The organism is Priestia sp. YIM B13552 (genome assembly GCF_042787775.1).
Classification (GTDB): domain Bacteria; phylum Bacillota; class Bacilli; order Bacillales; family Bacillaceae_H; genus Priestia; species Priestia megaterium_E.
On the sequence record NZ_JBHZOU010000012.1, the window covers coordinates 37512 to 59058 of the forward strand.

The following is a 21547-nucleotide window of genomic DNA, read 5'->3' on the forward strand; positions in this document are numbered from 1 at the left end:
TATGTTATTACCAAAACGCGTTAAATATCGTCGCGAACACCGCGGAAAAATGCGTGGACGCGCTAAAGGTGGTACGGAAGTACATTTCGGTGAATTCGGTTTACAAGCTACTGAAGCTTCTTGGATTACAAACCGTCAAATCGAAGCTGCTCGTATCGCAATGACTCGTTACATGAAACGTGGCGGTAAAGTATGGATTAAAATTTTCCCTTCTAAACCTTATACTGCTAAGCCTCTAGAAGTCCGAATGGGTTCTGGTAAAGGTGCTCCTGAAGGTTGGGTAGCAGTTGTTAAACCTGGAAAAGTAATGTTTGAAATTTCAGGTGTATCTGAAGAGGTTGCACGTGAAGCTTTACGTTTAGCTGCACACAAGCTACCTATAAAATGTAAGTTTGTAAAACGTGAAGAAATTGGTGGTGATTCTAATGAAAGCTAATGAAATTCGTGACCTTACCACTGCTGAAATTGAACAAAAAGTTAAGGCTTTAAAAGAAGAGTTGTTTAACCTTCGTTTCCAATTAGCGACTGGACAATTAGAGAATACTACTCGTATTCGCGAAGTGCGCAAATCGATCGCTCGTATGAAAACTGTAGTTCGTGAAAGAGAGATTGCTGCTAATAAATAATTAAGTCTGAGAGGAGGCTTTCAGAATGAGTGAACGCAACCAACGTAAAGTTTACACTGGCCGCGTAGTTTCTGACAAAATGGATAAGACTGTTACTGTTCTTGTTGAAACTTACAAAAAGCATTCGCTTTATGGCAAGCGTGTAAAATACTCAAAGAAATTCAAAGCTCACGATGAAAACAATACAGCTCAACTAGGCGATATCGTGAAGATCATGGAAACTCGTCCGTTATCAGCTACTAAACGTTTCCGTCTAGTAGAAGTTGTAGAAAAAGCTGTTATCATCTAATAGTTAAGATAGATCGGATAAGAATGATTCATCCGAAGGGAGGTTTCGTACATGATTCAACAAGAATCTCGTTTAAAAGTTGCAGACAACTCTGGTGCACGTGAGGTACTTACTATTAAAGTACTTGGTGGTTCAGGTCGCAAGACAGCAAACATTGGTGATGTTATCGTTTGTACGGTGAAACAAGCAACACCAGGAGGCGTTGTTAAAAAAGGTGACGTTGTTAAAGCTGTTGTTGTACGTACAAAAAGTGGTGTTCGCCGTACTGACGGTTCTTACATCCGTTTCGACGAAAATGCTTGCGTAATCATCCGTGACGACAAAGGACCACGTGGTACTCGTATCTTCGGACCAGTTGCTCGTGAATTACGTGATAATAACTTCATGAAGATCGTATCATTAGCTCCAGAAGTTATCTAATTGATATATAGAACAAATACAAAATGCCTTTTAAGGAGGTGCGAATAGGATGCATGTTAAAAAGGGCGACAAAGTAGTGGTTATCTCTGGTAAAGACAAAGGTAAGCAAGGTGAAGTACTTGCAGCTTTCCCAAAGAAAGACCGTGTACTTGTTGAAGGTGTGAACGTTGTGAAAAAACACTCTAAACCTTCTCAAGTAAATCCACAAGGTGGAATCGTTAGCCAAGAGGCACCTATCCACGTATCAAACGTAATGCCGTTGGATCCTAAATCTGGTGAGCCAACTCGTGTTGGGTACCAAGTTATCGATGGCAAAAAGGTACGTGTAGCAAAAAAATCTGGTGAAACTTTAGATAAATAATTAATGAAATGTGAAGGGAGGTTTAGTTCACATGAACCGTCTTAAAGAGAAATTTACAAAAGAGATTACTCCTGCTCTAGTTAGCAAGTTTAATTATGAATCTGTAATGCAAGTGCCAAAAATCGACAAGATCGTAATCAACATGGGTATCGGTGATGCTGTTTCTAACTCAAAAGCTTTAGATAATGCTGTTGAAGAACTAGCTGAAATCACTGGTCAAAAACCTGTTGTAACTCGTGCGAAAAAATCTATCGCTGGTTTCCGTCTTCGTGAAGGTATGCCAATCGGTGCGAAAGTTACTTTACGCGGCGAGCGTATGTACGAATTCTTCGATAAACTAGTATCAGTATCACTTCCACGTGTGCGTGATTTCCGTGGTGTATCTAAAAAAGCATTTGATGGTCGTGGAAACTACACGTTAGGTGTTAAAGAACAATTGATCTTCCCAGAGATCGATTATGATAAAGTAACTAAAGTTCGTGGTATGGATATCGTTATTGTTACAACAGCAAACACTGATGAAGAAGCTCGTGAGCTTTTAACTCAGTTCGGTATGCCATTCCAGAAGTAATAACTGCCAACGTTAAGCAGAGGAGGCGAAAATGTGGCTAAAAAATCAATGATTGCGAAGCAAAAACGCCAGCAAAAATTCCAAGTACAAGAGTATACACGTTGCGAACGTTGTGGACGTCCACACTCAGTACTACGTAAATTCAAGCTTTGCCGTATTTGTTTCCGTGAGCTTGCTTATAAAGGTCAAATTCCTGGTGTTAAAAAAGCTAGTTGGTAAAACCCAAGTTTGGGAAGGAGGTAAATTAATATGGTAATGACTGATCCTATTGCAGATTTACTAACTCGTATCCGCAATGCGAACATGGTTCGTCATGAGAAAATTGAAGTTCCTGCTTCTAACATTAAGAAGCAAATTGCAGAAATCCTTAAGCGTGAGGGTTTCGTACGTGATGTAGAATACATCGAAGACAACAAACAAGGTATTATCCGTATCTTCTTAAAATACGGTTCAAATAACGAACGTGTAATTACAGGCTTAAAACGTATCAGTAAACCTGGTCTACGTGTTTATGCAAAAAATAACGAAGTACCACGTGTACTTAACGGTTTAGGTATCGCAATCGTTTCTACTTCTCAAGGTGTTTTAACTGACAAAGAAGCTCGTCAAAAGCAAGCTGGTGGAGAAGTATTAGCGTACGTTTGGTAATAAGTTTTAAATGTGAATGGAGGTGTAACTATGTCACGTGTTGGTAAAAAGCCTTTAGAACTTCCAGCAGGTGTTACAGTTACGAACGAGAGCAACACTGTAACTGTAAAAGGACCAAAGGGTGAATTAACTCGTACATTCCACCCTGAAATCGAAATTAAAGTTGAAGACAACGTATTAGTTGTTAATCGTCCTAGTGACAATAAAGAGCACCGCGCTCTTCACGGAACTACTCGTAGCCTTTTAGGTAACATGGTTGAAGGTGTTACTAAAGGATTCGAACGTGGTTTAGAATTAGTCGGTGTAGGTTACCGTGCACAAAAATCTGGTAGCAAATTAGTATTGAGCGTTGGATACTCTCACCCAGTTGAGATTACTCCTGAAACAGGAATCGAAATCGAAGTTCCTTCTCAAACTAAGATCGTTATTAAAGGTATTGATAAAGAACGCGTAGGTGCATTAGCTGCAAATATTCGTGACGTTCGTCCACCAGAGCCTTACAAAGGTAAAGGTATTCGTTACGAAGGCGAATATGTACGTCGTAAAGAAGGTAAAACTGCTAAGAAGTAATGCCGGTTAGGTAAAAGAAAGGAGTGCCCGAAATGATCACGAAGCTTGATAAAAACAAAGTTCGTAAAAAAAGACATGCTCGTGTTCGTGCGAAGTTATCTGGAACTGCAACTCGTCCGCGTTTAAACGTGTTCCGTTCTAATCAACATATTTACGCACAAGTTATCGACGATTTAAATTCAGTAACAATCGCAAGTGCTTCAACGTTAGATAAAGACCTGACTTTAGAAAGCACTGGTAACACTGAAGCTGCTATCAAAGTTGGCGAATTAGTCGCTAAACGCGCAGTAGAAAAAGGTGTAAACGAAGTAGTATTCGACCGTGGCGGTTATTTATATCATGGCCGTGTTAAAGCATTAGCTGACGCTGCTCGTGAAGCTGGATTACAATTCTAATTGTAAAAGGAGGGAAAATCATGCGTCGTATTGATCCAAATAAATTAGAGCTTGAAGAACGTGTTGTTACCGTTAACCGCGTAGCTAAAGTTGTGAAAGGTGGACGTCGTTTCCGCTTCGCTGCATTAGTTGTAGTTGGTGACAAAAACGGTCACGTTGGATTCGGTACTGGTAAAGCACAAGAGGTACCAGATGCAATCCGTAAAGCAATTGAAGATGCGAAGAAAAACTTAATTACTGTACCTATGGTTGGTACAACTATTCCACACGAAATCCTTGGACAATTTGGTGCAGGTCAAATTTTCTTAAAACCTGCTTCTGAAGGTACAGGAGTTATCGCTGGTGGCCCAGTTCGTGCGGTACTAGAATTGGGTGGAGTAAGTGATATTCTATCTAAATCTTTAGGTTCAAACACTCCAATCAACATGGTACGTGCAACTCTTAACGGTTTAGCTAACCTAAAACGTGCTGAAGATGTTGCAAAACTACGTGGCAAGACTGTAGAAGAACTGTTAGGATAAGGGAGGGATATGGAATGGCAAACAAACTAGCAATTACCCTTACTCGTAGCGTAATTGGTCGTCCAGAAGATCAACGTGTAACTGTTCGTACACTTGGCCTACGTAAGTTAAATCAAACTGTCGTTCAAGACGATAATCCTGCAATTCGCGGAATGATTAACAAAGTAGCTCACCTTGTTACAGTAAAAGAGCAATAAGTATAAATTGTCACTCTAAGGAGGTGCTCCGGAATGAAACTTCATGAATTGAAACCAGCTGAAGGTTCACGTAAAGTACGTAACCGTGTAGGTCGTGGTACTGGTTCAGGTAACGGAAAGACTTCAGGTAAAGGTCACAAAGGGCAAAACGCTCGCTCTGGCGGTGGCGTAAGACCTGGCTTCGAAGGTGGTCAAACTCCTTTATTCCGTCGTCTTCCAAAACGTGGGTTCACTAATATCAATCGCAAAGAATACGCGATCGTTAATTTAGAAGCTCTTAACCGTTTTGAAGATGGAACTGAAGTAACACCAGAATTATTAATCGAAACTGGTTTAGTAAGCAAAGCAAAAGCTGGCGTTAAAGTACTAGGAAACGGTACATTAAACTCTAAGCTAACTGTTAAAGCTGCTAAATTCTCTTCAACTGCTAAAGAAGCTATCGAAGCTGCTGGCGGTACAGTTGAGGTGATCTAATGTTTCAAACAATCTCCAATTTAATGCGCGTGCGTGAAATAAGACAAAAAATCTTTTTCACTTTGTTAATGTTAATTGTCTTCCGAATTGGTACATTTATTCCTGTACCTAGTGTTAATACGGATGTACTGAAATTGCAAGATGGGTTAAATGTATTCGGAGTTCTGAATACATTTGGCGGCGGCGCGTTAAAAAACTTCTCCATTCTTGCTATGGGCATTATGCCTTATATTACAGCATCCATCATCGTCCAATTATTGCAGATGGATGTTGTACCTAAGTTTACAGAATGGTCAAAGCAGGGAGATGTTGGGCGCCGTAAATTAGCTCAAGTAACTCGTTATGGAACAATTGTGCTTGGATTTATCCAGGCTTTAGGTATGTCTATAGGATTCAACAATATTTCGGGCGGACAATTGATCGCTAATCCAGGAATTTCTACGTATCTTCTAATTGCTACAGTGTTAACGGCAGGTACTGCCTTCTTAATGTGGTTAGGAGAGCAGATTACTGCAAAAGGCGTAGGTAATGGTATTTCTATCATTATCTTTGCTGGGATTGCAGCTGGTATTCCGACAACATTAAATCAAATTTATGCACAGCAATTTGAAGACGTTGGGGATCAATTATTCATTCGTATCGTAACGGTAGTTTTAATTGCGATTGCAGTTTTAGCTATTATTGTTGGGGTTATTTATTTCCAACAAGCGCTACGAAAAATTCCTATTCAATATGCAAAGGGTTCAGCTGGTCGTAATCCTGTTGGAGGTCAATCCACTCATTTACCGTTAAAAGTAAATGCTGCTGGGGTTATTCCTGTTATCTTTGCAGTTTCATTTATTATCACACCACCAACAATTGCATCATTTTTCGGTCCAAATGATGTAACGACGTGGATTCAGAATACATTTGACTATACTAAGCCAATTGGTATGATAGTGTATGTAGCGTTAATCATTGCTTTTTGTTACTTCTATACATTTGTTCAAGTTAACCCTGAACAAGTAGCAGAGAACTTGAAAAAGCAAGGTGGCTACATCCCAGGCATCCGTCCTGGTAAAAGCACACAAGCTTATTTAACGAAAGTGTTATATCGTCTGACATTAATCGGTTCGATATTCCTTGCGTTAATTGCTGTGTTGCCGGTTCTGTTCATCAAAATTGCAAACTTACCATCATCTGCTCAGATCGGCGGTACTAGTTTGTTAATTGTTGTCGGTGTAGCTCTTGAGACAATGAAACAGCTTGAGAGTCAATTAGTGAAACGCCATTATAAGGGATTTATTAAGTAAAGCTGTTTAGTGGGAAGCAAGCTGCTTTCCCATTAAACGGATAAGATACTGAGGGGGAAGCAAGAAATGAATTTAGTGTTAATGGGCCTTCCTGGTGCTGGGAAAGGTACTCAAGCAGAAAAAATCGTTGAGCATTACGATATCCCTCATATCTCAACAGGAGATATGTTCCGAGCTGCAATTAAAGAAGGAACGCAACTAGGTTTAAAAGCTAAATCATTTATGGACCAAGGTAACCTTGTTCCTGATGAAGTAACAATTGGAATTGTGCGCGAGCGTTTAAACAAACAAGATTGTGAAAACGGCTTTTTACTTGATGGCTTCCCGAGAACAGTAGCCCAAGCAGAAGCTCTTGAAACAATTACAAAAGAACTAAACAAGCAAATTGATTATGTGATTAATATTGATGTAGATCAAAGCATTTTAATGGAGCGTCTTACTGGACGCCGCATTTGTAAAGATTGCGGAGCTACTTACCACTTAGTATTCAATCCTCCTGCGAAAGAAGGAGTTTGTGACAAATGTGGCGGAGAGCTTTATCAACGTGCAGATGACAATGCTGAGACGGTTTCAACTAGACTTTCAGTTAATGTTAAACAATCTCAACCTCTACTTGATTTCTATCAAGAAAAAGGTTATCTACGCAATATTAATGGTAATCAAGATATTAACATTGTGTTTGAGGATGTTCGTCAATTACTTGCTGGGGTTAAGCAATGATCATTTGCAAGACACCAGAGGAAATTGAGGTCATGCGTGAAGCTGGACGAATCGTGGCTTTAACTCATCAAGAGTTAAAAAAGCATATCGCTCCAGGTATTACGACTATAGAATTGGATGCAATTGCTGAAAATTTTATTCGTCAACATGATGCAATTCCGTCTTTTAAAGGGTATAATGGTTTTCGCGGCAGTGTATGTGCTTCTGTGAATGAAGAATTAGTTCATGGTATTCCGGGTGAACGCAAGCTTAATGAAGGGGATATCATCAGTTTAGACATCGGAGCTAAATTCGGTGGCTATCACGGTGATTCAGCTTGGACATATGGAGTAGGAAAGATTTCATTAGAAAATCAAGAGCTGCTTGATGTGACTGAGCAATCTCTCTACAAGGGATTAGCAGAAGCTAAGCCGGGCGAGCGTTTGTCGAATATTTCACATGCTATTCAACAGTACGCAGAATCACGTAACTTTTCGATTGTAAGAGAATATGTTGGCCATGGGGTCGGCAAAGACTTACATGAAGATCCGCAAGTACCTCATTATGGTCCACCGAATAAAGGACCGCGTCTACGTCCAGGCATGGTATTGGCAGTTGAGCCAATGGTGAATGCTGGTATGCGATATGTAAAGACATTACCTGATAACTGGACAGTTGTCACAGTAGATGGTAAAATGTGTGCGCACTTCGAACATACTATTGCAATTACTGAGACGGGATATGAAATTCTGACAGCATTGTAATGTTAAAGGATGTTATCTCTATCCATTCCTCGCTAGATGCACTGGACAGTAAACAGTAATTATCTAAATTCACGATGATCGTTTTTCGTCTGAATTGCTGTTAAAATGGTAAAGATGTATATTAGCGTCAATCATCTTGAATTTAATGATTACGATCTCCGGATGTTCAGAACAGGTTCTTTTTAAGTCGTTTAATGATAGCTTGTTACTGTTTCAAAGAAAGGAGAGCACTTTAATGGCAAAAGACGATGTAATTGAAGTTGAAGGTACAGTTGCTGAGACTTTACCTAACGCTATGTTCAAGGTAGAATTAGAAAATGGTCATACAGTACTTGCTCACGTATCAGGAAAAATTCGCATGCATTTCATTCGAATCTTACCTGGTGATAAAGTAACTGTAGAATTGTCACCATACGATTTAACTCGCGGTAGAATTACGTACCGTTTCAAATAAAACCTATGCACTCCGTACTATCAAGGAGGTATGAAACATGAAAGTCAGACCATCAGTTAAACCAATCTGCGAAAAATGTAAAGTTATCCGTAGAAAAGGTAAAGTAATGGTAATTTGTGAAAACCCTAAGCATAAACAAAAACAAGGTTAATCAATAAGGAGGTGCACTATTCATATGGCACGTATTGCTGGTGTTGATATTCCTCGTGACAAGCGTGTAGTAATTTCATTAACATACATTTTCGGTATTGGTCGTCCAACTGCTGAAAAAGTTCTAGCTGAAGCTGGAGTTTCTGAAGATACTCGCGTTCGTGACTTAACAGAAGAAGAATTAGGTAAAATTCGTGATATTTTAGATAGCTATAAAGTAGAAGGCGATCTTCGTCGTGAAGTTTCTTTAAACATCAAACGTTTAATTGAGATTGGTTCATACCGTGGTATCCGCCACCGTCGTAGTTTACCAGTTCGTGGTCAAAACAGTAAAAACAATGCTCGTACACGTAAAGGCCCACGCCGTACTGTAGCGAACAAGAAGAAATAATTAGTAAGGGAGGTCATTAACAGATGGCACGTAAAACTAATACACGTAAACGTCGCGTGAAAAAGAATATTGAAGCTGGTGTAGCTCATATTCGCTCAACGTTTAACAACACTATTGTAACAATTACAGATGTTCACGGTAATGCGATTGCTTGGTCTAGTGCAGGCGCACTTGGCTTCAGAGGTTCTCGTAAATCTACTCCATTTGCTGCGCAAATGGCTGCTGAAGCTGCTGCAAAAGTTTCTATGGATAACGGAATGAAAACTCTTGAAGTTACAGTTAAAGGCCCTGGTGCTGGTCGTGAAGCAGCTATCCGTGCTCTTCAAGCTGCAGGTTTAGAAGTAACAGCTATTAGAGATGTTACTCCTGTACCTCACAACGGATGCCGCCCACCAAAACGTCGTCGTGTATAATTAATATGTATAGATTCTATTTCGTTGTCTATAATGATGATGGTGTAGAATTTATTCATGCAACGAAATGTTTTCCATTTGTTGTGCACATTCGGGAACTGTCTAATAGGGAATTTCGGTTAGGCATTTGAGAAATCAGCCGTCTAGCCGAGGTTTCGACGTTTTGAAGGAGGGTTTATATTGATAGAGATTGAAAAGCCAAAAATCGAAACGGTAGAAATCAGCGATGATAGAAAGTACGGTAAATTCGTCGTCGAACCACTTGAGCGTGGATATGGTACTACTTTGGGTAACTCCTTACGTCGTATCCTATTATCCTCACTCCCTGGTGCAGCTGTAACATCTATTCAAATTGAAGGTGTATTACATGAATTTTCAACAGTTCCTGGAGTTGTTGAAGATGTAACAAACATCATTTTAAACGTTAAAAAGTTAGCGTTAAAGATTTACTCTGATGAAGAGAAAACACTTGAGATCGATGTTAAAGGTCCTGGTACAGTAACGGCTGCTGACATTCAAGCAGACAGCGATATCGAAGTTCTAAATCCGGATCTTCATATTGCAACACTTGAGTCAGATGCTCATTTCCGTATGAGACTTACTGCTCGCACAGGTCGAGGTTATAATCCTGCCGATGCTAACAAGCGTGAAGACCAACCAATTGGTGTACTTCCAATTGATTCAATCTATACGCCTGTTACTCGCGTATCGTATTATGTAGAGAATACTCGTGTTGGTCAAATGACAAATTACGATAAGTTAACGTTGGATGTTTGGACTGACGGTAGCATCGAGCCAGAAAAAGCTGTTGCTTTAGGTGCAAAGATTCTAACTGAACACTTAAATATCTTCGTTAACTTAACAGATGAAGCTCAAAAAGCAGAGATCATGGTAGAAAAAGAAGAAGACCAGAAAGAAAAAGTTCTAGAGATGACGATCGAGGAACTGGATTTATCTGTTCGTTCTTACAACTGCTTAAAACGAGCAGGCATCAATACTGTACAAGAGCTTGCTAATAAAACAGAAGAAGATATGATGAAAGTTCGTAACTTAGGCCGTAAATCTTTAGAAGAAGTTAAAGCTAAACTTGAAGAATTAGGTTTGGGTCTACGTAAGGACGACTGATTATATCTACCTGTTTAACTACTTAACAAAGGAGGGGACCTCACATGTCTTACCGTAAATTAGGTCGTACAAGCGCACAACGCAAGGCGCTTCTTCGTGATTTAACAACTGATTTAATCATCAGTGAACGCATTGAGACAACTGAAGCTCGTGCAAAAGAATTACGTTCAACTGTTGAAAAAATGATTACTTTAGGTAAACGTGGAGATCTACACGCTCGTCGTCAAGCTGCATCTTACATCCGTAATGAAGTAGCTAACGAAGAAGCTGGTCAAAGCGCTTTACAAAAACTATTCAGCGATATCGCTACTCGCTACGAAGATCGCCAAGGCGGTTACACTCGTATCTTAAAAGTTGGACCTCGCCGTGGTGACGGTGCTCCAATGGTTATCATTGAATTAGTTTAATATTTTTAATACAGATAGAAAAGGGCGAGACAGTGTGTAACTAGTCGTTGCCCTTTTTTTATACCTAAAACCGGGTAAATAGCGTAAAAAATCAATGTAGGCAATGCTGCAATAGAAAAAGCTGAGAGGAAGATAGCGTTGAAAGAAATGTCTTTAGAGGTAAAAGATTTATGCTTTCGATACGATCCTGAAGCAGACCTAACATTAGATCACCTTTCTCTCTCTGCTTATAAAGGTGAATGGTTAGCGATAGCTGGACATAATGGATCTGGTAAGTCGACGCTGGCACGAATTCTAAACGGCCTTTTGCTACCTGAAAAAGGAACGGTTCGAGTGGGCGATACGCTTTTATCTGAAGAAACAATATGGGATGTGCGCAAGCAGATTGGAATGGTGTTTCAAAATCCAGATAATCAATTTGTTGGCTCAACCGTTCAAGACGATATTGCGTTTGGGCTTGAAAACAACGGGATTCCATTTGAGATTATGGAAAAACGTATACCTGAAGCAATCGACATGGTCAATATGAGTGCTTTTCTGGATCAAGAGCCTCATCAGCTATCAGGTGGACAAAAACAGCGTGTGGCCATTGCGGGTATAATTGCCGTACAGCCATCTGTCATCATTCTAGATGAAGCAACATCTATGTTAGATCCTATTGGGCGAACTGAAGTGCTTGAAACTGTTAGAAAATTAAAAGAAGAAAAACAACTGACGGTTATTTCAATTACTCACGATTTAGATGAAGTAGCAATGGCTGACAGAGTCGTTGTGATGAACAAAGGGAAGATCTATGCAACAGGTACTCCACGCGAAGTATTTGCATTAGGTTCCAAGTTAACGGATATTGGACTAGACTTGCCGTTTTCCGTTAAACTAAGCCATCGTTTTGCTTCCGTAGGAATTCCTTTATCAAAAATTCATTTAACAGATGAGGACTTGGTGGACGAACTATGGACATTATATTCAAAGAAGTAGAGCATCGTTATCAAGTTAATACACCATTTGAACGAATTGCTCTACATGACTTAAATTTAAACATTCAATCAGGTACATTTTTGGCTGTTATTGGCCATACTGGTTCTGGGAAATCAACAATCATACAGCATCTGAACGCCTTATTGAAGCCAACTGCTGGTGAAATTCAAATCGGTGAGCGCACCATTAAAGCCAATCGAAAAGAAAAGAATTTAAAAGCTATTCGTCAGCAAGTAGGCGTGGTGTTTCAATTTCCAGAACATCAGCTTTTTGAAGAAACGGTGGAAAAAGATATAGCTTTTGGGCCAATGAATTATGGCGTTTCGGAAGAAGAAGCAAAGCAAAAAGCAAGAGAGCTTATCAAGTTAGTAGGGTTGCCAGAAGACATTCTCACCAGATCTCCTTTTGATTTGAGTGGTGGACAAATGCGTCGTGTAGCGATAGCAGGTATTCTAGCGATGAATCCTAGTGTGCTAATTTTAGATGAACCAACTGCTGGATTGGACCCTAGAGGGCGTCAAGAAATTATGAATATGATTTATCATCTTCATAAAGAAAAAGGCTTGACGACGATTCTCGTGACTCACAGCATGGAAGATGCAGCTATGTACGCGGATGAGCTAATTGTGATGAATAAGGGAACGATTGCGATGAAAGGGTCACCTAGAGAAGTATTTGGTCAGCATACGCAGCTAAAAGAATATGGATTGGATGTTCCAGAATCACTTCGCTTTATGCTGAAGCTGCAAGAGAAATTTCAGCTTGAAGCATCGGATACGGTTATTACCTTTTCTGAAGTGGTAGAGAAAGTGCAGCACCTTATGCAGCAAGGTGAACGATTATGATGAACTCAATCATTATTGGTAAGTATGTGCCGGGTCATTCTGTTGTCCATCGAATGGATCCCCGAGCCAAGCTGCTTCTTGTATTTGCGTATGTATTAATTGTGTTTTTAGCAAATAACCCTATCGGCTATGCTTTTTTAGGTGTGTATACCCTTATGATAGTGGCCATGAGTAAAGTGCCCGTTTCGTTTATTTTAAGAGGGTTAAAGCCCGTTATGTTTATTATTATCATCACGTTTCTTTTGCACATTTTTATGACAAAGGAAGGTCCTCTTTTGTTTGAATGGGGATGGTTTTCTGTCTATAAAGGCGGCCTTATTCAAGGTGTTTTAATTTCCTTGCGCTTCTTGTTCTTAATTTTAATTACGACGATGCTAACTTTAACGACTACGCCTATTGAAGTAACAGATGGAATGGAAAGCTTGCTGAATCCATTTAAAAAGCTCAAGCTTCCTGTACACGAATTAGCTTTAATGATGTCCATTTCTCTTCGTTTTATTCCTACATTGATGGAAGAGACAGATAAAATTATTAAAGCGCAGACAGCACGAGGAGTGGACTTTAGCAGCGGCCCCATTGCGGATCGTTTGAAAGCTGTGGTTCCTTTGCTTGTTCCTCTATTTATAGGTTCATTTAAGCGTGCTGAAGAGCTGGCTATTGCCATGGAGGCAAGGGGTTATAAAGGCGGAGAAGGGCGTACAAAGTATCGTCAATTGAAATGGGGAAGCATAGATACAATTATGCTTTTACTTCTGCTGGCAGTAGCAGTTGTTTTAGTGTTGATTAGAACGTAAAGATTGTTTGGTGAAAAGATGAAACGTTTAAAATGTATAGTTGCATACGACGGCACAAACTTTTCAGGTTATCAAGTTCAGCCCAATAAGCGAACTGTTCAACTGGAGATTGAAGCCGTTTTAGAGAAAATGCATAACAAAAAAGTGCCGATTTACGCCTCTGGACGAACGGACACAAATGTTCATGCACAGGGGCAAGTCATTCATTTTGATACAAACCTAAATATTCCATGTGATAAGTGGAAAAAAGCATTGAATTCAATGCTACCAGATGATATTGTAATGAAGAATGTATGTGAAGTTGATGCACATTTTCACGCCCGGTATGACGTTACTTCAAAAGAGTACCGCTATCATATTTTGCGCGGCGAAGATCGAAATCCTTTCACTCGTTCTTATGCATACCATTACCCTTATCCATTAGACTACTCAAAAATGAAAAAAGCCATCACATATTTACTCGGTACACACGACTTCACAAGCTTTTGTTCAGCGAGGACAGAAGTGGAAGATAAGATTCGTACGATTTACAAGATTGATATGTATGAAGAGAATAGTCAGCTTATGTTTAGATTCGTTGGAAGTGGCTTTCTGTATAATATGGTTCGTATTCTTGTTGGAACGCTTTTAGAAGTAGGACAAGGCCGTATTGAACCAGATGCTATAAAAGATATTCTAGAAAGCAAATCACGTCCTCGTGCAGGGAAAACTGCGCCTTCGCAAGGGCTATATTTATGGCGCGTTTTCTATGACAACTAAACCTGGTGTAACATTTTCTTGACATTAGTAGCTTAAAGATATAATATATCATATGGTATGTATTTTAACCCCACGGTTAGCCCCGGAAATTAATCGTGTTGAAATAGAAGGTTGAAATAATTTTATAATTGATGATGAAAATTAGGAGGGAAACTCATGCGTACAACTTTCATGGCGAAAGCAAACGAAGTAGAGCGTAAATGGTATGTTGTCGATGCTGAAGGTAAAACTTTAGGTCGTTTAGCAAGTGAAGTAGCATCAATCTTACGCGGTAAACATAAACCAACTTTTACACCACATGTTGATACTGGTGATCACGTGATCCTTATCAATGCGTCAAAAATCGAACTAACAGGTAAAAAATTAACTGATAAAATTTATTACCGTCACAGCATGCACCCAGGTGGTTTGAAACAACGTACAGCATTAGAAATGCGTACTAACTACTCTGAGAAAATGCTTGAATTAGGAATCAAAGGCATGCTTCCAAAAGGTAGCCTAGGCCGTCAAATGTTCAAAAAATTACATGTGTATGCTGGTGAAGCACATCCACATGAAGCACAAAAACCAGAAGTTTACGAACTTCGCGGATAATTAATAAGAGGAGGTTATTATCTTGGCACAGGTACAATATTACGGAACTGGTCGTCGTAAAAGCTCTGTTGCTCGTGTACGTTTAGTACCAGGTAACGGTCGCGTAACAATCAACGGTCGTGAAATCGAAGAATACATTCCATTTGCTGCACTACGTGAAGTAGTAAAACAACCACTTGCTTTAACTGAAACTGTAGGTAACTATGACGTATTTGTAAACGTTAATGGTGGAGGTTATGCAGGTCAAGCTGGCGCTATTCGTCACGGAATCTCTCGTGCTTTATTAGAAGCAGACCCTGAATACCGTGGAACATTAAAACGTGCTGGTCTATTAACTCGTGACGCTCGTGCGAAAGAACGTAAAAAATACGGTCTTAAAGGCGCTCGTCGTGCACCACAATTCTCAAAACGTTAATTTTATATTACGTTTCAAGCCTTGGTCTTTGGACAAAGGCTTTTTTTATTTGTTGTTTGCGTATGAGACGAAGGCTTGTGCAGACAATATGTAAAAAAGGGAGGCGTTATCGTGAACGAGGTTACATATTTAAAAGAAAAACGTTATGAAAAAGAAATGAAATATGAACGCAAAGTCCTAAGGGAGCTGTCCTTTGATTTGCTTCAAGAGAGGCTGCGCCGTTATTTTCATCCCATGTTTCAGTGGAATATGCTAGGAGACGAACATGTGGAGGAGTACTGTCTTGATATTGCCATCGAATCATTTTTATTAGGTGCCCGGGTGAGTAAACGTGGTAAAGGCTACGAAGATTTTCAAAAGCACAGTAAGCAAGAAGAGTCTCTTTTAATTGATACATTGTACGGAGCCGTCAGCATGTCTGTAACAGATCTTTATCAAGACGGTCTGTATTATTTATGTCAAGGGTATGTGCAAGACTGGTGGAAAGAAGGTTATCGAACCGCAGAAAAAAGACGTCGGTTACGTTTGCATTAAAAAGTACTCATAATTCCCGTTCTTGTCCCATATAGAAATAAATAGGTGAGGCAAGAAGGGAAGGGATAAAATGTCTAAGGTAAAAATAATGAGCACAATTATAGCGCTTCTCGTTCTTTTTGTCATTGTACAATATCAGATAGATCATAGAACATCATCCGGTTCGCTTTCACTCCCTCTTAGCGGGAAAGTTATTGTACTAGATCCTGGACATGGCGGTGTTGATGGAGGAGCCGTAGGAGAGGATGAAGTGCTTGAAAAAGAAATAACTCTTAAAATTTCGTTGATGCTTCGGGACTATCTGCAAGAGCAAGGGGCACTTGTTATTATGACGAGAGAAAAAGACGAAGACCTAGCGGCCAAAGACACAAGAGGATACAGTCGCAGAAAAGTAGAAGACTTAAAAAATCGCTTAACGATGATTAATAAATCCAATGCTGATTTGTACTTAAGTATTCACTTGAATGCTATTCCATCCTCTGCATGGAGAGGGGCTCAAACTTTCTATTATGGGTCCCTAAAAGAAAACGAGCAAGTGGCTAAACTCATTCAACAAGAGCTAAGAAATAATCTGGATAATACGACTCGTGAAGCAAAAGCTATTCAAACTCTTTACCTTCTTAAGCATTCTAAGCCACCAGGTGCTTTGGTTGAAGTAGGATTCTTATCAAATCCTACAGAACGTAAAATGCTTCAATCGAAACGCTATCAAAAAAAGTTAGCTGAATCCATTTATGAAGGAGTCAGCCGGTATTTTACTGGAGAAAAGCCCAAATAAAAAGCATAGCATCCTTCTATTCAGAAAAATCTAATATGTATGATATACTTGATAGTATAAATAAATAGATTTTAACATGGTGGTGGGAGTATGCTAACGGAAAAGCAAGTAAAAGAAGTAGTAGGGGAAATTACAGATCCATTTTTAAATAAAAAACTATCAGAAACAGATGCGATTAAAGAAATAACAATTAAAGCTGAAAAACAGCATATAAGCCTGAAGATTGCTGTTGCAAAAACAGGTACTAGTGAACAGCTGAGCCTTCAAGGCACGATTGTAGAAGAATTAAAAAAAGCAGGTGTACAGTCGGTTGGACTGCGATTTGTTGAGTTTACGCCTGAAGAACTTCAGCAGTACCGTGCTGAGCAACCGAATACTGGCAACTTACTAACTAGTCCGAATGCACCTGAATTTATTGCTATTGCCAGCGGTAAAGGAGGCGTTGGTAAATCAACAGTCTCTGTTAATTTGGCCGTTTCTCTAGCTCGTTTAGGAAAGAAAGTTGGTTTAATTGATGCTGACATTTATGGATTCAGCGTCCCAGATATGATGGGAATCACACAGCGTCCTGTAGTAGAAGGTGAAAAGATTATTCCAGTTGACCGTTTCGGAGTAAAAGTTATTTCCATGGGCTTCTTTGTAGAAGATAATTCACCTGTTATCTGGCGAGGACCTATGCTTGGAAAAATGTTGACGAGCTTTTTTACAGAAGTTGAATGGGGAGAATTAGATTATCTTTTACTAGACTTACCTCCCGGAACAGGTGATGTCGCATTAGACGTTCACTCCATGCTTCCTGCTTGTAAAGAAGTAATTATTACAACACCACATCCTACAGCGGCATTTGTTGCAGCTAGAGCGGGTGCTATGGCTTTGAAAACCGATCATGAGGTAATTGGAGTTGTAGAAAATATGGCCTACTTTGAAAGCCAGCTAACAGGGGAAAAAGAGTATGTATTTGGTAAAGGCGGAGGTCCAAAACTCGCTGAGGAACTTCAGACAGAGCTGTTAGGACAGCTTCCGTTAAGTCAGCCTGACTGGAATGAAGAAGATTTTGCACCTTCCATTTACGATGAATCGCATCGTTTAGGTAAAATATATGGAGAGATTGCAAGCAAGATTGCATTTATTTGCGAAAATGAAAAAGCAGCAACAGGAAAATAACAAAAAGCACGCGCTGTTCGAGCGCGTGCTTTTTGCTATTATACAGAGAGTTCAATTTGCGCCTTTTTTAAATCAAATGCTAGGTTTTGTTTTAAGAGAGCTAAAAATGTTTTTCCGGCTGTACTTACGGTGTGAGACTGGTGCTTTAAAATGCCGATTGCAGGCCCCTCATGCAAGTCATGAATCGTTTTAACCACCACTTGATCTGGCGGAAGAGTTGCGCTTATTTGTGGAACAACGGCTACTCCTAAGTTTTCTTTTACAAAATGCTGAAGTGTGCTAATAGTGCCTAACTGGACTTTAGCAGGCAGTTGGCCCGTTCGTTCAAAGATTAGCTGCTCAATTTTCTTTTGAACGGAAGATTGCCCAGCTGTAATCAGCGTTTCGTGTATTAAATCTTTTGCAAAGATTGTTTTTCTTTTTGTTAGAGCATGATTGAATGGTAGTAGCAGCACAAGTTTTTCCGTTAGTAATGCCTCAAATTCTATATCTCTGAACGATTCTGAGACAGTGCCAATCGCGAAATCAATTTCTTGATTGCGTATATGTTGATGAAGATGCTTTTCGTCTGCAACGAGTAAGCTAATTTCTGTGTTGGGATATCTTTTTTTAAATAATGAGAGAATGGAAGGCAGTCGACTGCTTGCTGTAGGCTCTGCAGCACCTATACGGATAGTGCCAGCTTCGCCTGTTGAATAATCCTTTAAGGTGTTATTTAGATATTCATATTCCTTTAGTAAAATATTTGCCCGCTCGTAAAAGATTTTACCTGCTTCAGTAAGTTTTATGCTTTTTCCTCGTTCTAAAAGCTTAAATCCTAGTTCGGATTCTAACTTTTGAATGTGCAGTGTAATGGTAGGCTGAGAGTACTTTAAATATTCAGCGGCTAATTGAAAGCTTCCTAAACGAACAATGGTTTGAAACGTTTTAATAACGCGAAATTCCATCGAATTCCCTCCTTTTGCTATAAAACGATTGTGTTAATTTCTAATATTTTACCATAAAGCTAAGAATTAAAGTTTACAATTCCAATAAAAATACTAAGTATTAAAAAATATAAAGAAGTTATTTAGGTTTTTTAATAAAAATAAATGACATAATTAAATACGCACCTCATATGAGATGCGTATTTAATCACTGCTGTTGCTGTTCTCCGCCTGAATCAGATCCAGAGGAAGAAGAACCACCATCGTCGCTGCTTTGTTTTTGTCCACCTTGTGTTTCTTCAGCGGCTTTCAAAAGAATGTCTTGAATTTTAGATTGATAAAGAGGGCTATCAAACGTTTCGGTCATAATCTTTTGTAAATAAGTGCGATATTCTTTACTCTTTAAAACAGTCAGTACTTCTTTTTCCATAGCCGGATCCTTTAAAACATCTTGAAGCATTCCTTGATATTCAGGATCTTTCATCAGTTGTTTGATGACCGTCTTATTTTCTTTTTCTAAACTTTTAGCAAAGCTTTCAGCAAACTTCGGATCATCCATGGCTTTTTTCCAAAATTCCACGCCTTTATCTGAGACTAGGGTTTGAGAAATTGTATCTTTTATCGCGTTTTGATCCATTAAAATATCTTGTCTAACAGAAGGGTCTTTCATAATTGCCTCGACTGCTTTTTTTCCTTCATCTGTTTTTAAAATATCAACAACCATTTTCTTTGTTTGATCATAATCCATACCATTGTTCTCTTCATCTTGCGGTGCACAGGCTGTAGCTAAAAGCATACACATTCCTATATAAATGAGGAGCATGAGTCGCTTTTTCATAGTAATGAGCTCCTTTCCTAATATGCTTACGCTTAATATGAGATAATCAAGGTTTTTTATTCATAAAAGAGCTCTAGATTTTTCAAAACGTGATTGGTACAATTTATGAAAAGGTACAATTTTGTAACTTATGGGGGAGATGGAAGTGAATAGTCGAAATTGGGTTCGTCTATTTCTAACCACGTTAGCTGTCGGGGGGATAAGTACAGCTTTTGTTGGGTTTACGGTGCGCTGGGGGGAATACGGTCACTTATTTCAACAAGGAAAGATAGGAGAAATTGTTGCTGTTTTAACATGGCTCGTAGGCGTAGGATTTATTTTTAGTTTAATTAGCCAAATGGGTTTTTTTGCATATTTAACTATTCACCGATTTGGGTTGGGAATTTTTAAATCTGCATCACTTTGGAAATCGGTTCAAATTGTATTTGTTTTATTTGTATTATTTGACGTTGCTTATTTTCGATATAAGTTCTTTCAACAACCGGGAGAAGGCATAGGCAAGTATATTTTGTTAAGCGTTTTCTTGTTAGCGGTAGGGTTGTTAGTGGCGTATGCAAAGAAAAAGCAGACGAATAAAGAGGCTTTTGTACCAGCGCTGTTTTTTATGATTGTTGTAACGACAATTGAATGGTTCCCTGCGCTGCGAACGAACGAAGAAAGCTGGCTTTACCTTATGTTGTTTCCACTTCTAATTTGTAATATGTATCAACTTCTTATTTTGCCGAAACTTCTTACGCACGCAAGAATAGCAAAAGCAGACAAATAGCATATTTGTCTGCTTTTGCTTTCCGTATACAGTGGGAATAGATCTTAGCGGATATCTTTTACTTGGGTTTTTGAATTTGAAATTAATGTTGAAACACTTACGTTTGAGACTTTTTTATTTTGTAATGAATTTTTGATATATGGAATAGCCTTTGCTGTTTGTTGAGCGGAGTCAGACGCGTGCAGCAAGATAATATCTCCACCATCTAAGGGTTTTGTGACATTCGATACAATCTTTTCAACTCCTGGATTTGTCCAGTCTTTAGAATCGATGCTCCAGTGCACGGTTGTATATCCTATATCCGCTGTTAATTTTAAGATGTCTTTATTAAATTGCCCGTTAGGAGGCCGAAGAAGGTGAACATCTTTAAGTCCTAGGGAATCAAAGACTTTTTTTGATTTTGCAAGATCTTGTCTGATTTCATTAGGTTTTAGACTTGTATAGGAAGTATAGTCATAGCCCATTGTTCCAATTTCGTGGCCTTCTTTTTTTATGCGCTCTACAACATCTGGATGACGTTCAGCCCATGAAGCAGATAAAAAGAAAGTAGCATGTTCAATATGCTGTTCTTTCAGTTCATTTAGAATAGGAATAGCTCTTTCGTCTCCCCAGCTGATGTTAAATGTAAGAGCGACTTCGGGATTTTTATCATCCGCCTTATAAACAGCTCGTGGACCATTATCTGTTGAAAATACAGGAAAGTGAAACGTCTGTTGAGCATAAAGAAAAAAGCTTGTAAAAAAAGCAGCAACTACGATAAGCATTGTTTGTTTGATTCTTTTGGCTCGAATAGTATAAAACATATTCATTTTGTCACCTCATTTAATAAGTAGTACTTGTCTAATTTGTATGCGTTTTGTCTACAATTAATAACAGGTAAGGAAAAGAACGACTGATTTTATTTTGATGTTTGAGAATCAATGTCGCAAAAAGCAGGTGAATGAATGAAAATTTGTTTATTTAATCAAGTGGAGTGTTTAGAGTTAGAAGCACTACTCAGAGAAGAAATGAAAAGAACAAACGTTGCTTTTCAACAAAGTTTGAATCATGTAGTTCTTGAACGAAACATTCAAGAGAAGTATCAAATCCTTTCAAAGATCTTGCTAAGGTTCAGTGAAAACAGGGAAGTAAATAAGGTTTTTTGATAAAACGAAAAAAACTTTTCGAAAAGTGTTGACTTTATATAGTACAGATGTTAAATTATTAAATGTCGCTGATGAGTGATTGGAAAATAATCGCAATTCATCAGAAATAAAATATTAAAAAGTTGTTGACAAATGAAAGACAACTTGTTAATATAAAAAAGTCGCTCAAGAGCGGCGGTTGAACTTTGAAAACTGAACAAAGCGACAAACGTCAACGTTAAATTTTATTTTTTAATTGAGCAAG

The 21547-nt window shown here is 38.9% G+C and carries 36 protein-coding genes; 33 read left to right on the forward strand and 3 right to left on the reverse strand.

Going from position 1 to position 21547, the window contains the following annotated elements; all coding sequences use genetic code 11:
• Position 1: 1 nt before the first annotated feature.
• The 31 genes from rplP to ACFX40_RS26075 all read left to right on the forward strand — a co-directional run bounded on the left by rplP (position 2) and on the right by ACFX40_RS26075 (position 17628).
• Positions 2–436, forward strand: a complete 435-nt coding sequence (rplP, locus tag ACFX40_RS25925) for a 50S ribosomal protein L16 (RefSeq protein ID WP_060747341.1) — start codon at positions 2–4, stop codon at positions 434–436.
• On the forward strand, positions 426–626 hold the full coding sequence (rpmC, locus tag ACFX40_RS25930) for a 50S ribosomal protein L29 (protein WP_013054935.1): 201 nt from the start codon (positions 426–428) through the stop codon (positions 624–626). Before rplP ends, rpmC begins: the two co-directional genes overlap by 11 nt.
• 25 nt (positions 627–651) lie before the next feature.
• Entirely contained in the window at positions 652–915 is a 264-nt protein-coding gene (gene rpsQ, locus ACFX40_RS25935; protein ID WP_013054936.1) for a 30S ribosomal protein S17, read from the forward strand.
• 51 nt (positions 916–966) lie between these two features.
• A complete protein-coding gene (gene rplN, locus ACFX40_RS25940) occupies positions 967–1335 on the forward strand; it encodes a 50S ribosomal protein L14 (protein WP_013054937.1) in 369 nt (122 codons plus the stop codon).
• Between the two features lie 49 nt (positions 1336–1384).
• The gene (gene rplX, locus ACFX40_RS25945; RefSeq protein WP_013054938.1) at positions 1385–1696 is read left to right on the forward strand and encodes a 50S ribosomal protein L24; all 312 of its coding nucleotides are present in this window, start codon (positions 1385–1387) and stop codon (positions 1694–1696) included.
• A gap of 31 nt (positions 1697–1727) precedes the next feature.
• Positions 1728–2267, forward strand: coding sequence for a 50S ribosomal protein L5 (gene rplE, locus ACFX40_RS25950; protein ID WP_013054939.1), 540 nt, complete (start codon positions 1728–1730; stop codon positions 2265–2267).
• Positions 2268–2300: 33 nt separating this feature from the next.
• Positions 2301–2486: a type Z 30S ribosomal protein S14 gene (locus tag ACFX40_RS25955; RefSeq protein WP_013054940.1), complete on the forward strand. Its 186-nt coding sequence runs from the start codon at positions 2301–2303 to the stop codon at positions 2484–2486.
• Between the two features lie 30 nt (positions 2487–2516).
• Positions 2517–2915, forward strand: coding sequence for a 30S ribosomal protein S8 (gene rpsH / locus ACFX40_RS25960; protein ID WP_028410368.1), 399 nt, complete (start codon positions 2517–2519; stop codon positions 2913–2915).
• A 30-nt stretch (positions 2916–2945) separates the two neighbouring features.
• Entirely contained in the window at positions 2946–3485 is a 540-nt protein-coding gene (gene rplF, locus ACFX40_RS25965) for a 50S ribosomal protein L6 (protein WP_013054942.1), read from the forward strand.
• A 32-nt stretch (positions 3486–3517) separates the two neighbouring features.
• Positions 3518–3880: a 50S ribosomal protein L18 gene (rplR, locus tag ACFX40_RS25970; protein ID WP_013054943.1), complete on the forward strand. Its 363-nt coding sequence runs from the start codon at positions 3518–3520 to the stop codon at positions 3878–3880.
• A gap of 20 nt (positions 3881–3900) precedes the next feature.
• Complete coding sequence (gene rpsE, locus ACFX40_RS25975; protein ID WP_013054944.1) at positions 3901–4401, forward strand: 30S ribosomal protein S5; 501 nt, start codon at positions 3901–3903, stop codon at positions 4399–4401.
• 14 nt (positions 4402–4415) lie between these two features.
• Positions 4416–4598, forward strand: a complete 183-nt coding sequence (rpmD, locus tag ACFX40_RS25980) for a 50S ribosomal protein L30 (RefSeq protein ID WP_013054945.1) — start codon at positions 4416–4418, stop codon at positions 4596–4598.
• A gap of 33 nt (positions 4599–4631) precedes the next feature.
• Positions 4632–5072 carry a 50S ribosomal protein L15 gene (rplO, locus tag ACFX40_RS25985; protein ID WP_013054946.1) on the forward strand — a complete coding sequence of 147 codons (441 nt, stop codon included), beginning with the start codon at positions 4632–4634 and terminating at the stop codon, positions 5070–5072.
• A complete protein-coding gene (secY, locus tag ACFX40_RS25990) occupies positions 5072–6364 on the forward strand; it encodes a preprotein translocase subunit SecY (RefSeq protein WP_013054947.1) in 1293 nt (430 codons plus the stop codon). Before rplO ends, secY begins: the two co-directional genes overlap by 1 nt.
• A 66-nt stretch (positions 6365–6430) precedes the next feature.
• A complete protein-coding gene (locus tag ACFX40_RS25995) occupies positions 6431–7084 on the forward strand; it encodes an adenylate kinase (RefSeq protein ID WP_013054948.1) in 654 nt (217 codons plus the stop codon).
• A complete protein-coding gene (gene map / locus ACFX40_RS26000; RefSeq protein WP_014462024.1) occupies positions 7081–7827 on the forward strand; it encodes a type I methionyl aminopeptidase in 747 nt (248 codons plus the stop codon). The genes ACFX40_RS25995 and map overlap by 4 nt, the downstream gene beginning before the upstream one ends.
• A gap of 235 nt (positions 7828–8062) precedes the next feature.
• The gene (gene infA / locus ACFX40_RS26005) at positions 8063–8281 is read left to right on the forward strand and encodes a translation initiation factor IF-1 (protein WP_010285101.1); all 219 of its coding nucleotides are present in this window, start codon (positions 8063–8065) and stop codon (positions 8279–8281) included.
• 37 nt (positions 8282–8318) lie between these two features.
• Positions 8319–8432 carry a 50S ribosomal protein L36 gene (rpmJ, locus tag ACFX40_RS26010; RefSeq protein WP_003156543.1) on the forward strand — a complete coding sequence of 38 codons (114 nt, stop codon included), beginning with the start codon at positions 8319–8321 and terminating at the stop codon, positions 8430–8432.
• 24 nt (positions 8433–8456) lie between these two features.
• Positions 8457–8822: a 30S ribosomal protein S13 gene (gene rpsM / locus ACFX40_RS26015; protein WP_013054950.1), complete on the forward strand. Its 366-nt coding sequence runs from the start codon at positions 8457–8459 to the stop codon at positions 8820–8822.
• A gap of 23 nt (positions 8823–8845) precedes the next feature.
• Positions 8846–9235, forward strand: a complete 390-nt coding sequence (gene rpsK, locus ACFX40_RS26020) for a 30S ribosomal protein S11 (RefSeq protein WP_028412666.1) — start codon at positions 8846–8848, stop codon at positions 9233–9235.
• A 180-nt stretch (positions 9236–9415) separates the two neighbouring features.
• A complete protein-coding gene (locus tag ACFX40_RS26025) occupies positions 9416–10360 on the forward strand; it encodes a DNA-directed RNA polymerase subunit alpha (RefSeq protein ID WP_013054952.1) in 945 nt (314 codons plus the stop codon).
• Between the two features lie 44 nt (positions 10361–10404).
• On the forward strand, positions 10405–10767 hold the full coding sequence (gene rplQ / locus ACFX40_RS26030) for a 50S ribosomal protein L17 (protein WP_013054953.1): 363 nt from the start codon (positions 10405–10407) through the stop codon (positions 10765–10767).
• Between the two features lie 138 nt (positions 10768–10905).
• On the forward strand, positions 10906–11745 hold the full coding sequence (locus ACFX40_RS26035) for an energy-coupling factor ABC transporter ATP-binding protein (RefSeq protein WP_028410399.1): 840 nt from the start codon (positions 10906–10908) through the stop codon (positions 11743–11745).
• Positions 11721–12590, forward strand: a complete 870-nt coding sequence (locus tag ACFX40_RS26040) for an energy-coupling factor ABC transporter ATP-binding protein (RefSeq protein WP_098332917.1) — start codon at positions 11721–11723, stop codon at positions 12588–12590. Before ACFX40_RS26035 ends, ACFX40_RS26040 begins: the two co-directional genes overlap by 25 nt.
• Entirely contained in the window at positions 12587–13384 is a 798-nt protein-coding gene (locus ACFX40_RS26045; protein ID WP_098250161.1) for an energy-coupling factor transporter transmembrane component T family protein, read from the forward strand. The genes ACFX40_RS26040 and ACFX40_RS26045 overlap by 4 nt, the downstream gene beginning before the upstream one ends.
• Positions 13385–13402: 18 nt before the next feature.
• Positions 13403–14143 carry a tRNA pseudouridine(38-40) synthase TruA gene (gene truA, locus ACFX40_RS26050; protein WP_098250162.1) on the forward strand — a complete coding sequence of 247 codons (741 nt, stop codon included), beginning with the start codon at positions 13403–13405 and terminating at the stop codon, positions 14141–14143.
• Positions 14144–14299: 156 nt separating this feature from the next.
• Positions 14300–14737 carry a 50S ribosomal protein L13 gene (gene rplM, locus ACFX40_RS26055; protein ID WP_013081381.1) on the forward strand — a complete coding sequence of 146 codons (438 nt, stop codon included), beginning with the start codon at positions 14300–14302 and terminating at the stop codon, positions 14735–14737.
• A gap of 22 nt (positions 14738–14759) precedes the next feature.
• Positions 14760–15152, forward strand: coding sequence for a 30S ribosomal protein S9 (rpsI, locus tag ACFX40_RS26060; protein WP_013054959.1), 393 nt, complete (start codon positions 14760–14762; stop codon positions 15150–15152).
• Positions 15153–15263: 111 nt separating this feature from the next.
• Positions 15264–15686 (forward strand): DUF2521 family protein, encoded by a 423-nt coding sequence (locus ACFX40_RS26065; RefSeq protein ID WP_013054960.1) that lies wholly within the window; start codon positions 15264–15266, stop codon positions 15684–15686.
• Between the two features lie 70 nt (positions 15687–15756).
• Positions 15757–16464 (forward strand): N-acetylmuramoyl-L-alanine amidase CwlD, encoded by a 708-nt coding sequence (gene cwlD / locus ACFX40_RS26070; protein ID WP_014462005.1) that lies wholly within the window; start codon positions 15757–15759, stop codon positions 16462–16464.
• 90 nt (positions 16465–16554) lie between these two features.
• Positions 16555–17628, forward strand: a complete 1074-nt coding sequence (locus tag ACFX40_RS26075; RefSeq protein WP_013054962.1) for an Mrp/NBP35 family ATP-binding protein — start codon at positions 16555–16557, stop codon at positions 17626–17628.
• 38 nt (positions 17629–17666) lie between these two features.
• Here ACFX40_RS26075 and ACFX40_RS26080 read toward each other — a convergent pair whose 3' ends face one another.
• Positions 17667–18575, reverse strand: a complete 909-nt coding sequence (locus ACFX40_RS26080) for a LysR family transcriptional regulator (RefSeq protein ID WP_013081385.1) — start codon at positions 18573–18575, stop codon at positions 17667–17669.
• Between the two features lie 187 nt (positions 18576–18762).
• Complete coding sequence (gene gerD / locus ACFX40_RS26085) at positions 18763–19392, reverse strand: spore germination lipoprotein GerD (RefSeq protein WP_013054964.1); 630 nt, start codon at positions 19390–19392, stop codon at positions 18763–18765.
• A 145-nt stretch (positions 19393–19537) separates the two neighbouring features.
• On the opposite strand from gerD, the gene ACFX40_RS26090 reads away from it, so the two are divergent.
• Positions 19538–20158, forward strand: coding sequence for a KinB-signaling pathway activation protein (locus ACFX40_RS26090; protein ID WP_169305257.1), 621 nt, complete (start codon positions 19538–19540; stop codon positions 20156–20158).
• A gap of 44 nt (positions 20159–20202) precedes the next feature.
• Here ACFX40_RS26090 and pdaB read toward each other — a convergent pair whose 3' ends face one another.
• Positions 20203–20967 (reverse strand): polysaccharide deacetylase family sporulation protein PdaB, encoded by a 765-nt coding sequence (gene pdaB, locus ACFX40_RS26095; RefSeq protein WP_028410393.1) that lies wholly within the window; start codon positions 20965–20967, stop codon positions 20203–20205.
• 135 nt (positions 20968–21102) lie between these two features.
• Here pdaB and ACFX40_RS26100 point away from each other — a divergent pair, with 135 nt between their 5' ends.
• On the forward strand, positions 21103–21303 hold the full coding sequence (locus ACFX40_RS26100) for a hypothetical protein (protein WP_098250165.1): 201 nt from the start codon (positions 21103–21105) through the stop codon (positions 21301–21303).
• The last annotated feature ends 244 nt before the right edge of the window (positions 21304–21547 follow it).

Bases quoted from the DNA above. Each gene is read 5' to 3' on its own strand.
- rplP (WP_060747341.1), top strand. From the start codon at position 2: ATGTTATTACCAAAACGCGTTAAATATCGTCGCGAACACCGCGGAAAA.
- rpmC (WP_013054935.1), top strand. From the start codon at position 426: ATGAAAGCTAATGAAATTCGTGACCTTACCACTGCTGAAATTGAACAA.
- rpsQ (WP_013054936.1), top strand. From the start codon at position 652: ATGAGTGAACGCAACCAACGTAAAGTTTACACTGGCCGCGTAGTTTCT.
- rplN (WP_013054937.1), top strand. From the start codon at position 967: ATGATTCAACAAGAATCTCGTTTAAAAGTTGCAGACAACTCTGGTGCA.
- rplX (WP_013054938.1), top strand. From the start codon at position 1,385: ATGCATGTTAAAAAGGGCGACAAAGTAGTGGTTATCTCTGGTAAAGAC.
- rplE (WP_013054939.1), top strand. From the start codon at position 1,728: ATGAACCGTCTTAAAGAGAAATTTACAAAAGAGATTACTCCTGCTCTA.
- rpsH (WP_028410368.1), top strand. From the start codon at position 2,517: ATGGTAATGACTGATCCTATTGCAGATTTACTAACTCGTATCCGCAAT.
- rplF (WP_013054942.1), top strand. From the start codon at position 2,946: ATGTCACGTGTTGGTAAAAAGCCTTTAGAACTTCCAGCAGGTGTTACA.
- rplR (WP_013054943.1), top strand. From the start codon at position 3,518: ATGATCACGAAGCTTGATAAAAACAAAGTTCGTAAAAAAAGACATGCT.
- rpsE (WP_013054944.1), top strand. From the start codon at position 3,901: ATGCGTCGTATTGATCCAAATAAATTAGAGCTTGAAGAACGTGTTGTT.
- rpmD (WP_013054945.1), top strand. From the start codon at position 4,416: ATGGCAAACAAACTAGCAATTACCCTTACTCGTAGCGTAATTGGTCGT.
- rplO (WP_013054946.1), top strand. From the start codon at position 4,632: ATGAAACTTCATGAATTGAAACCAGCTGAAGGTTCACGTAAAGTACGT.
- secY (WP_013054947.1), top strand. From the start codon at position 5,072: ATGTTTCAAACAATCTCCAATTTAATGCGCGTGCGTGAAATAAGACAA.
- ACFX40_RS25995 (WP_013054948.1), top strand. From the start codon at position 6,431: ATGAATTTAGTGTTAATGGGCCTTCCTGGTGCTGGGAAAGGTACTCAA.
- map (WP_014462024.1), top strand. From the start codon at position 7,081: ATGATCATTTGCAAGACACCAGAGGAAATTGAGGTCATGCGTGAAGCT.
- infA (WP_010285101.1), top strand. From the start codon at position 8,063: ATGGCAAAAGACGATGTAATTGAAGTTGAAGGTACAGTTGCTGAGACT.
- rpmJ (WP_003156543.1), top strand. From the start codon at position 8,319: ATGAAAGTCAGACCATCAGTTAAACCAATCTGCGAAAAATGTAAAGTT.
- rpsM (WP_013054950.1), top strand. From the start codon at position 8,457: ATGGCACGTATTGCTGGTGTTGATATTCCTCGTGACAAGCGTGTAGTA.
- rpsK (WP_028412666.1), top strand. From the start codon at position 8,846: ATGGCACGTAAAACTAATACACGTAAACGTCGCGTGAAAAAGAATATT.
- rplQ (WP_013054953.1), top strand. From the start codon at position 10,405: ATGTCTTACCGTAAATTAGGTCGTACAAGCGCACAACGCAAGGCGCTT.
- ACFX40_RS26040 (WP_098332917.1), top strand. From the start codon at position 11,721: ATGGACATTATATTCAAAGAAGTAGAGCATCGTTATCAAGTTAATACA.
- ACFX40_RS26045 (WP_098250161.1), top strand. From the start codon at position 12,587: ATGATGAACTCAATCATTATTGGTAAGTATGTGCCGGGTCATTCTGTT.
- truA (WP_098250162.1), top strand. From the start codon at position 13,403: ATGAAACGTTTAAAATGTATAGTTGCATACGACGGCACAAACTTTTCA.
- rplM (WP_013081381.1), top strand. From the start codon at position 14,300: ATGCGTACAACTTTCATGGCGAAAGCAAACGAAGTAGAGCGTAAATGG.
- cwlD (WP_014462005.1), top strand. From the start codon at position 15,757: ATGTCTAAGGTAAAAATAATGAGCACAATTATAGCGCTTCTCGTTCTT.
- ACFX40_RS26075 (WP_013054962.1), top strand. From the start codon at position 16,555: ATGCTAACGGAAAAGCAAGTAAAAGAAGTAGTAGGGGAAATTACAGAT.
- ACFX40_RS26080 (WP_013081385.1), bottom strand. From the start codon at position 18,575: ATGGAATTTCGCGTTATTAAAACGTTTCAAACCATTGTTCGTTTAGGA.
- gerD (WP_013054964.1), bottom strand. From the start codon at position 19,392: ATGAAAAAGCGACTCATGCTCCTCATTTATATAGGAATGTGTATGCTT.
- pdaB (WP_028410393.1), bottom strand. From the start codon at position 20,967: ATGAATATGTTTTATACTATTCGAGCCAAAAGAATCAAACAAACAATG.
- ACFX40_RS26100 (WP_098250165.1), top strand. From the start codon at position 21,103: ATGAAAATTTGTTTATTTAATCAAGTGGAGTGTTTAGAGTTAGAAGCA.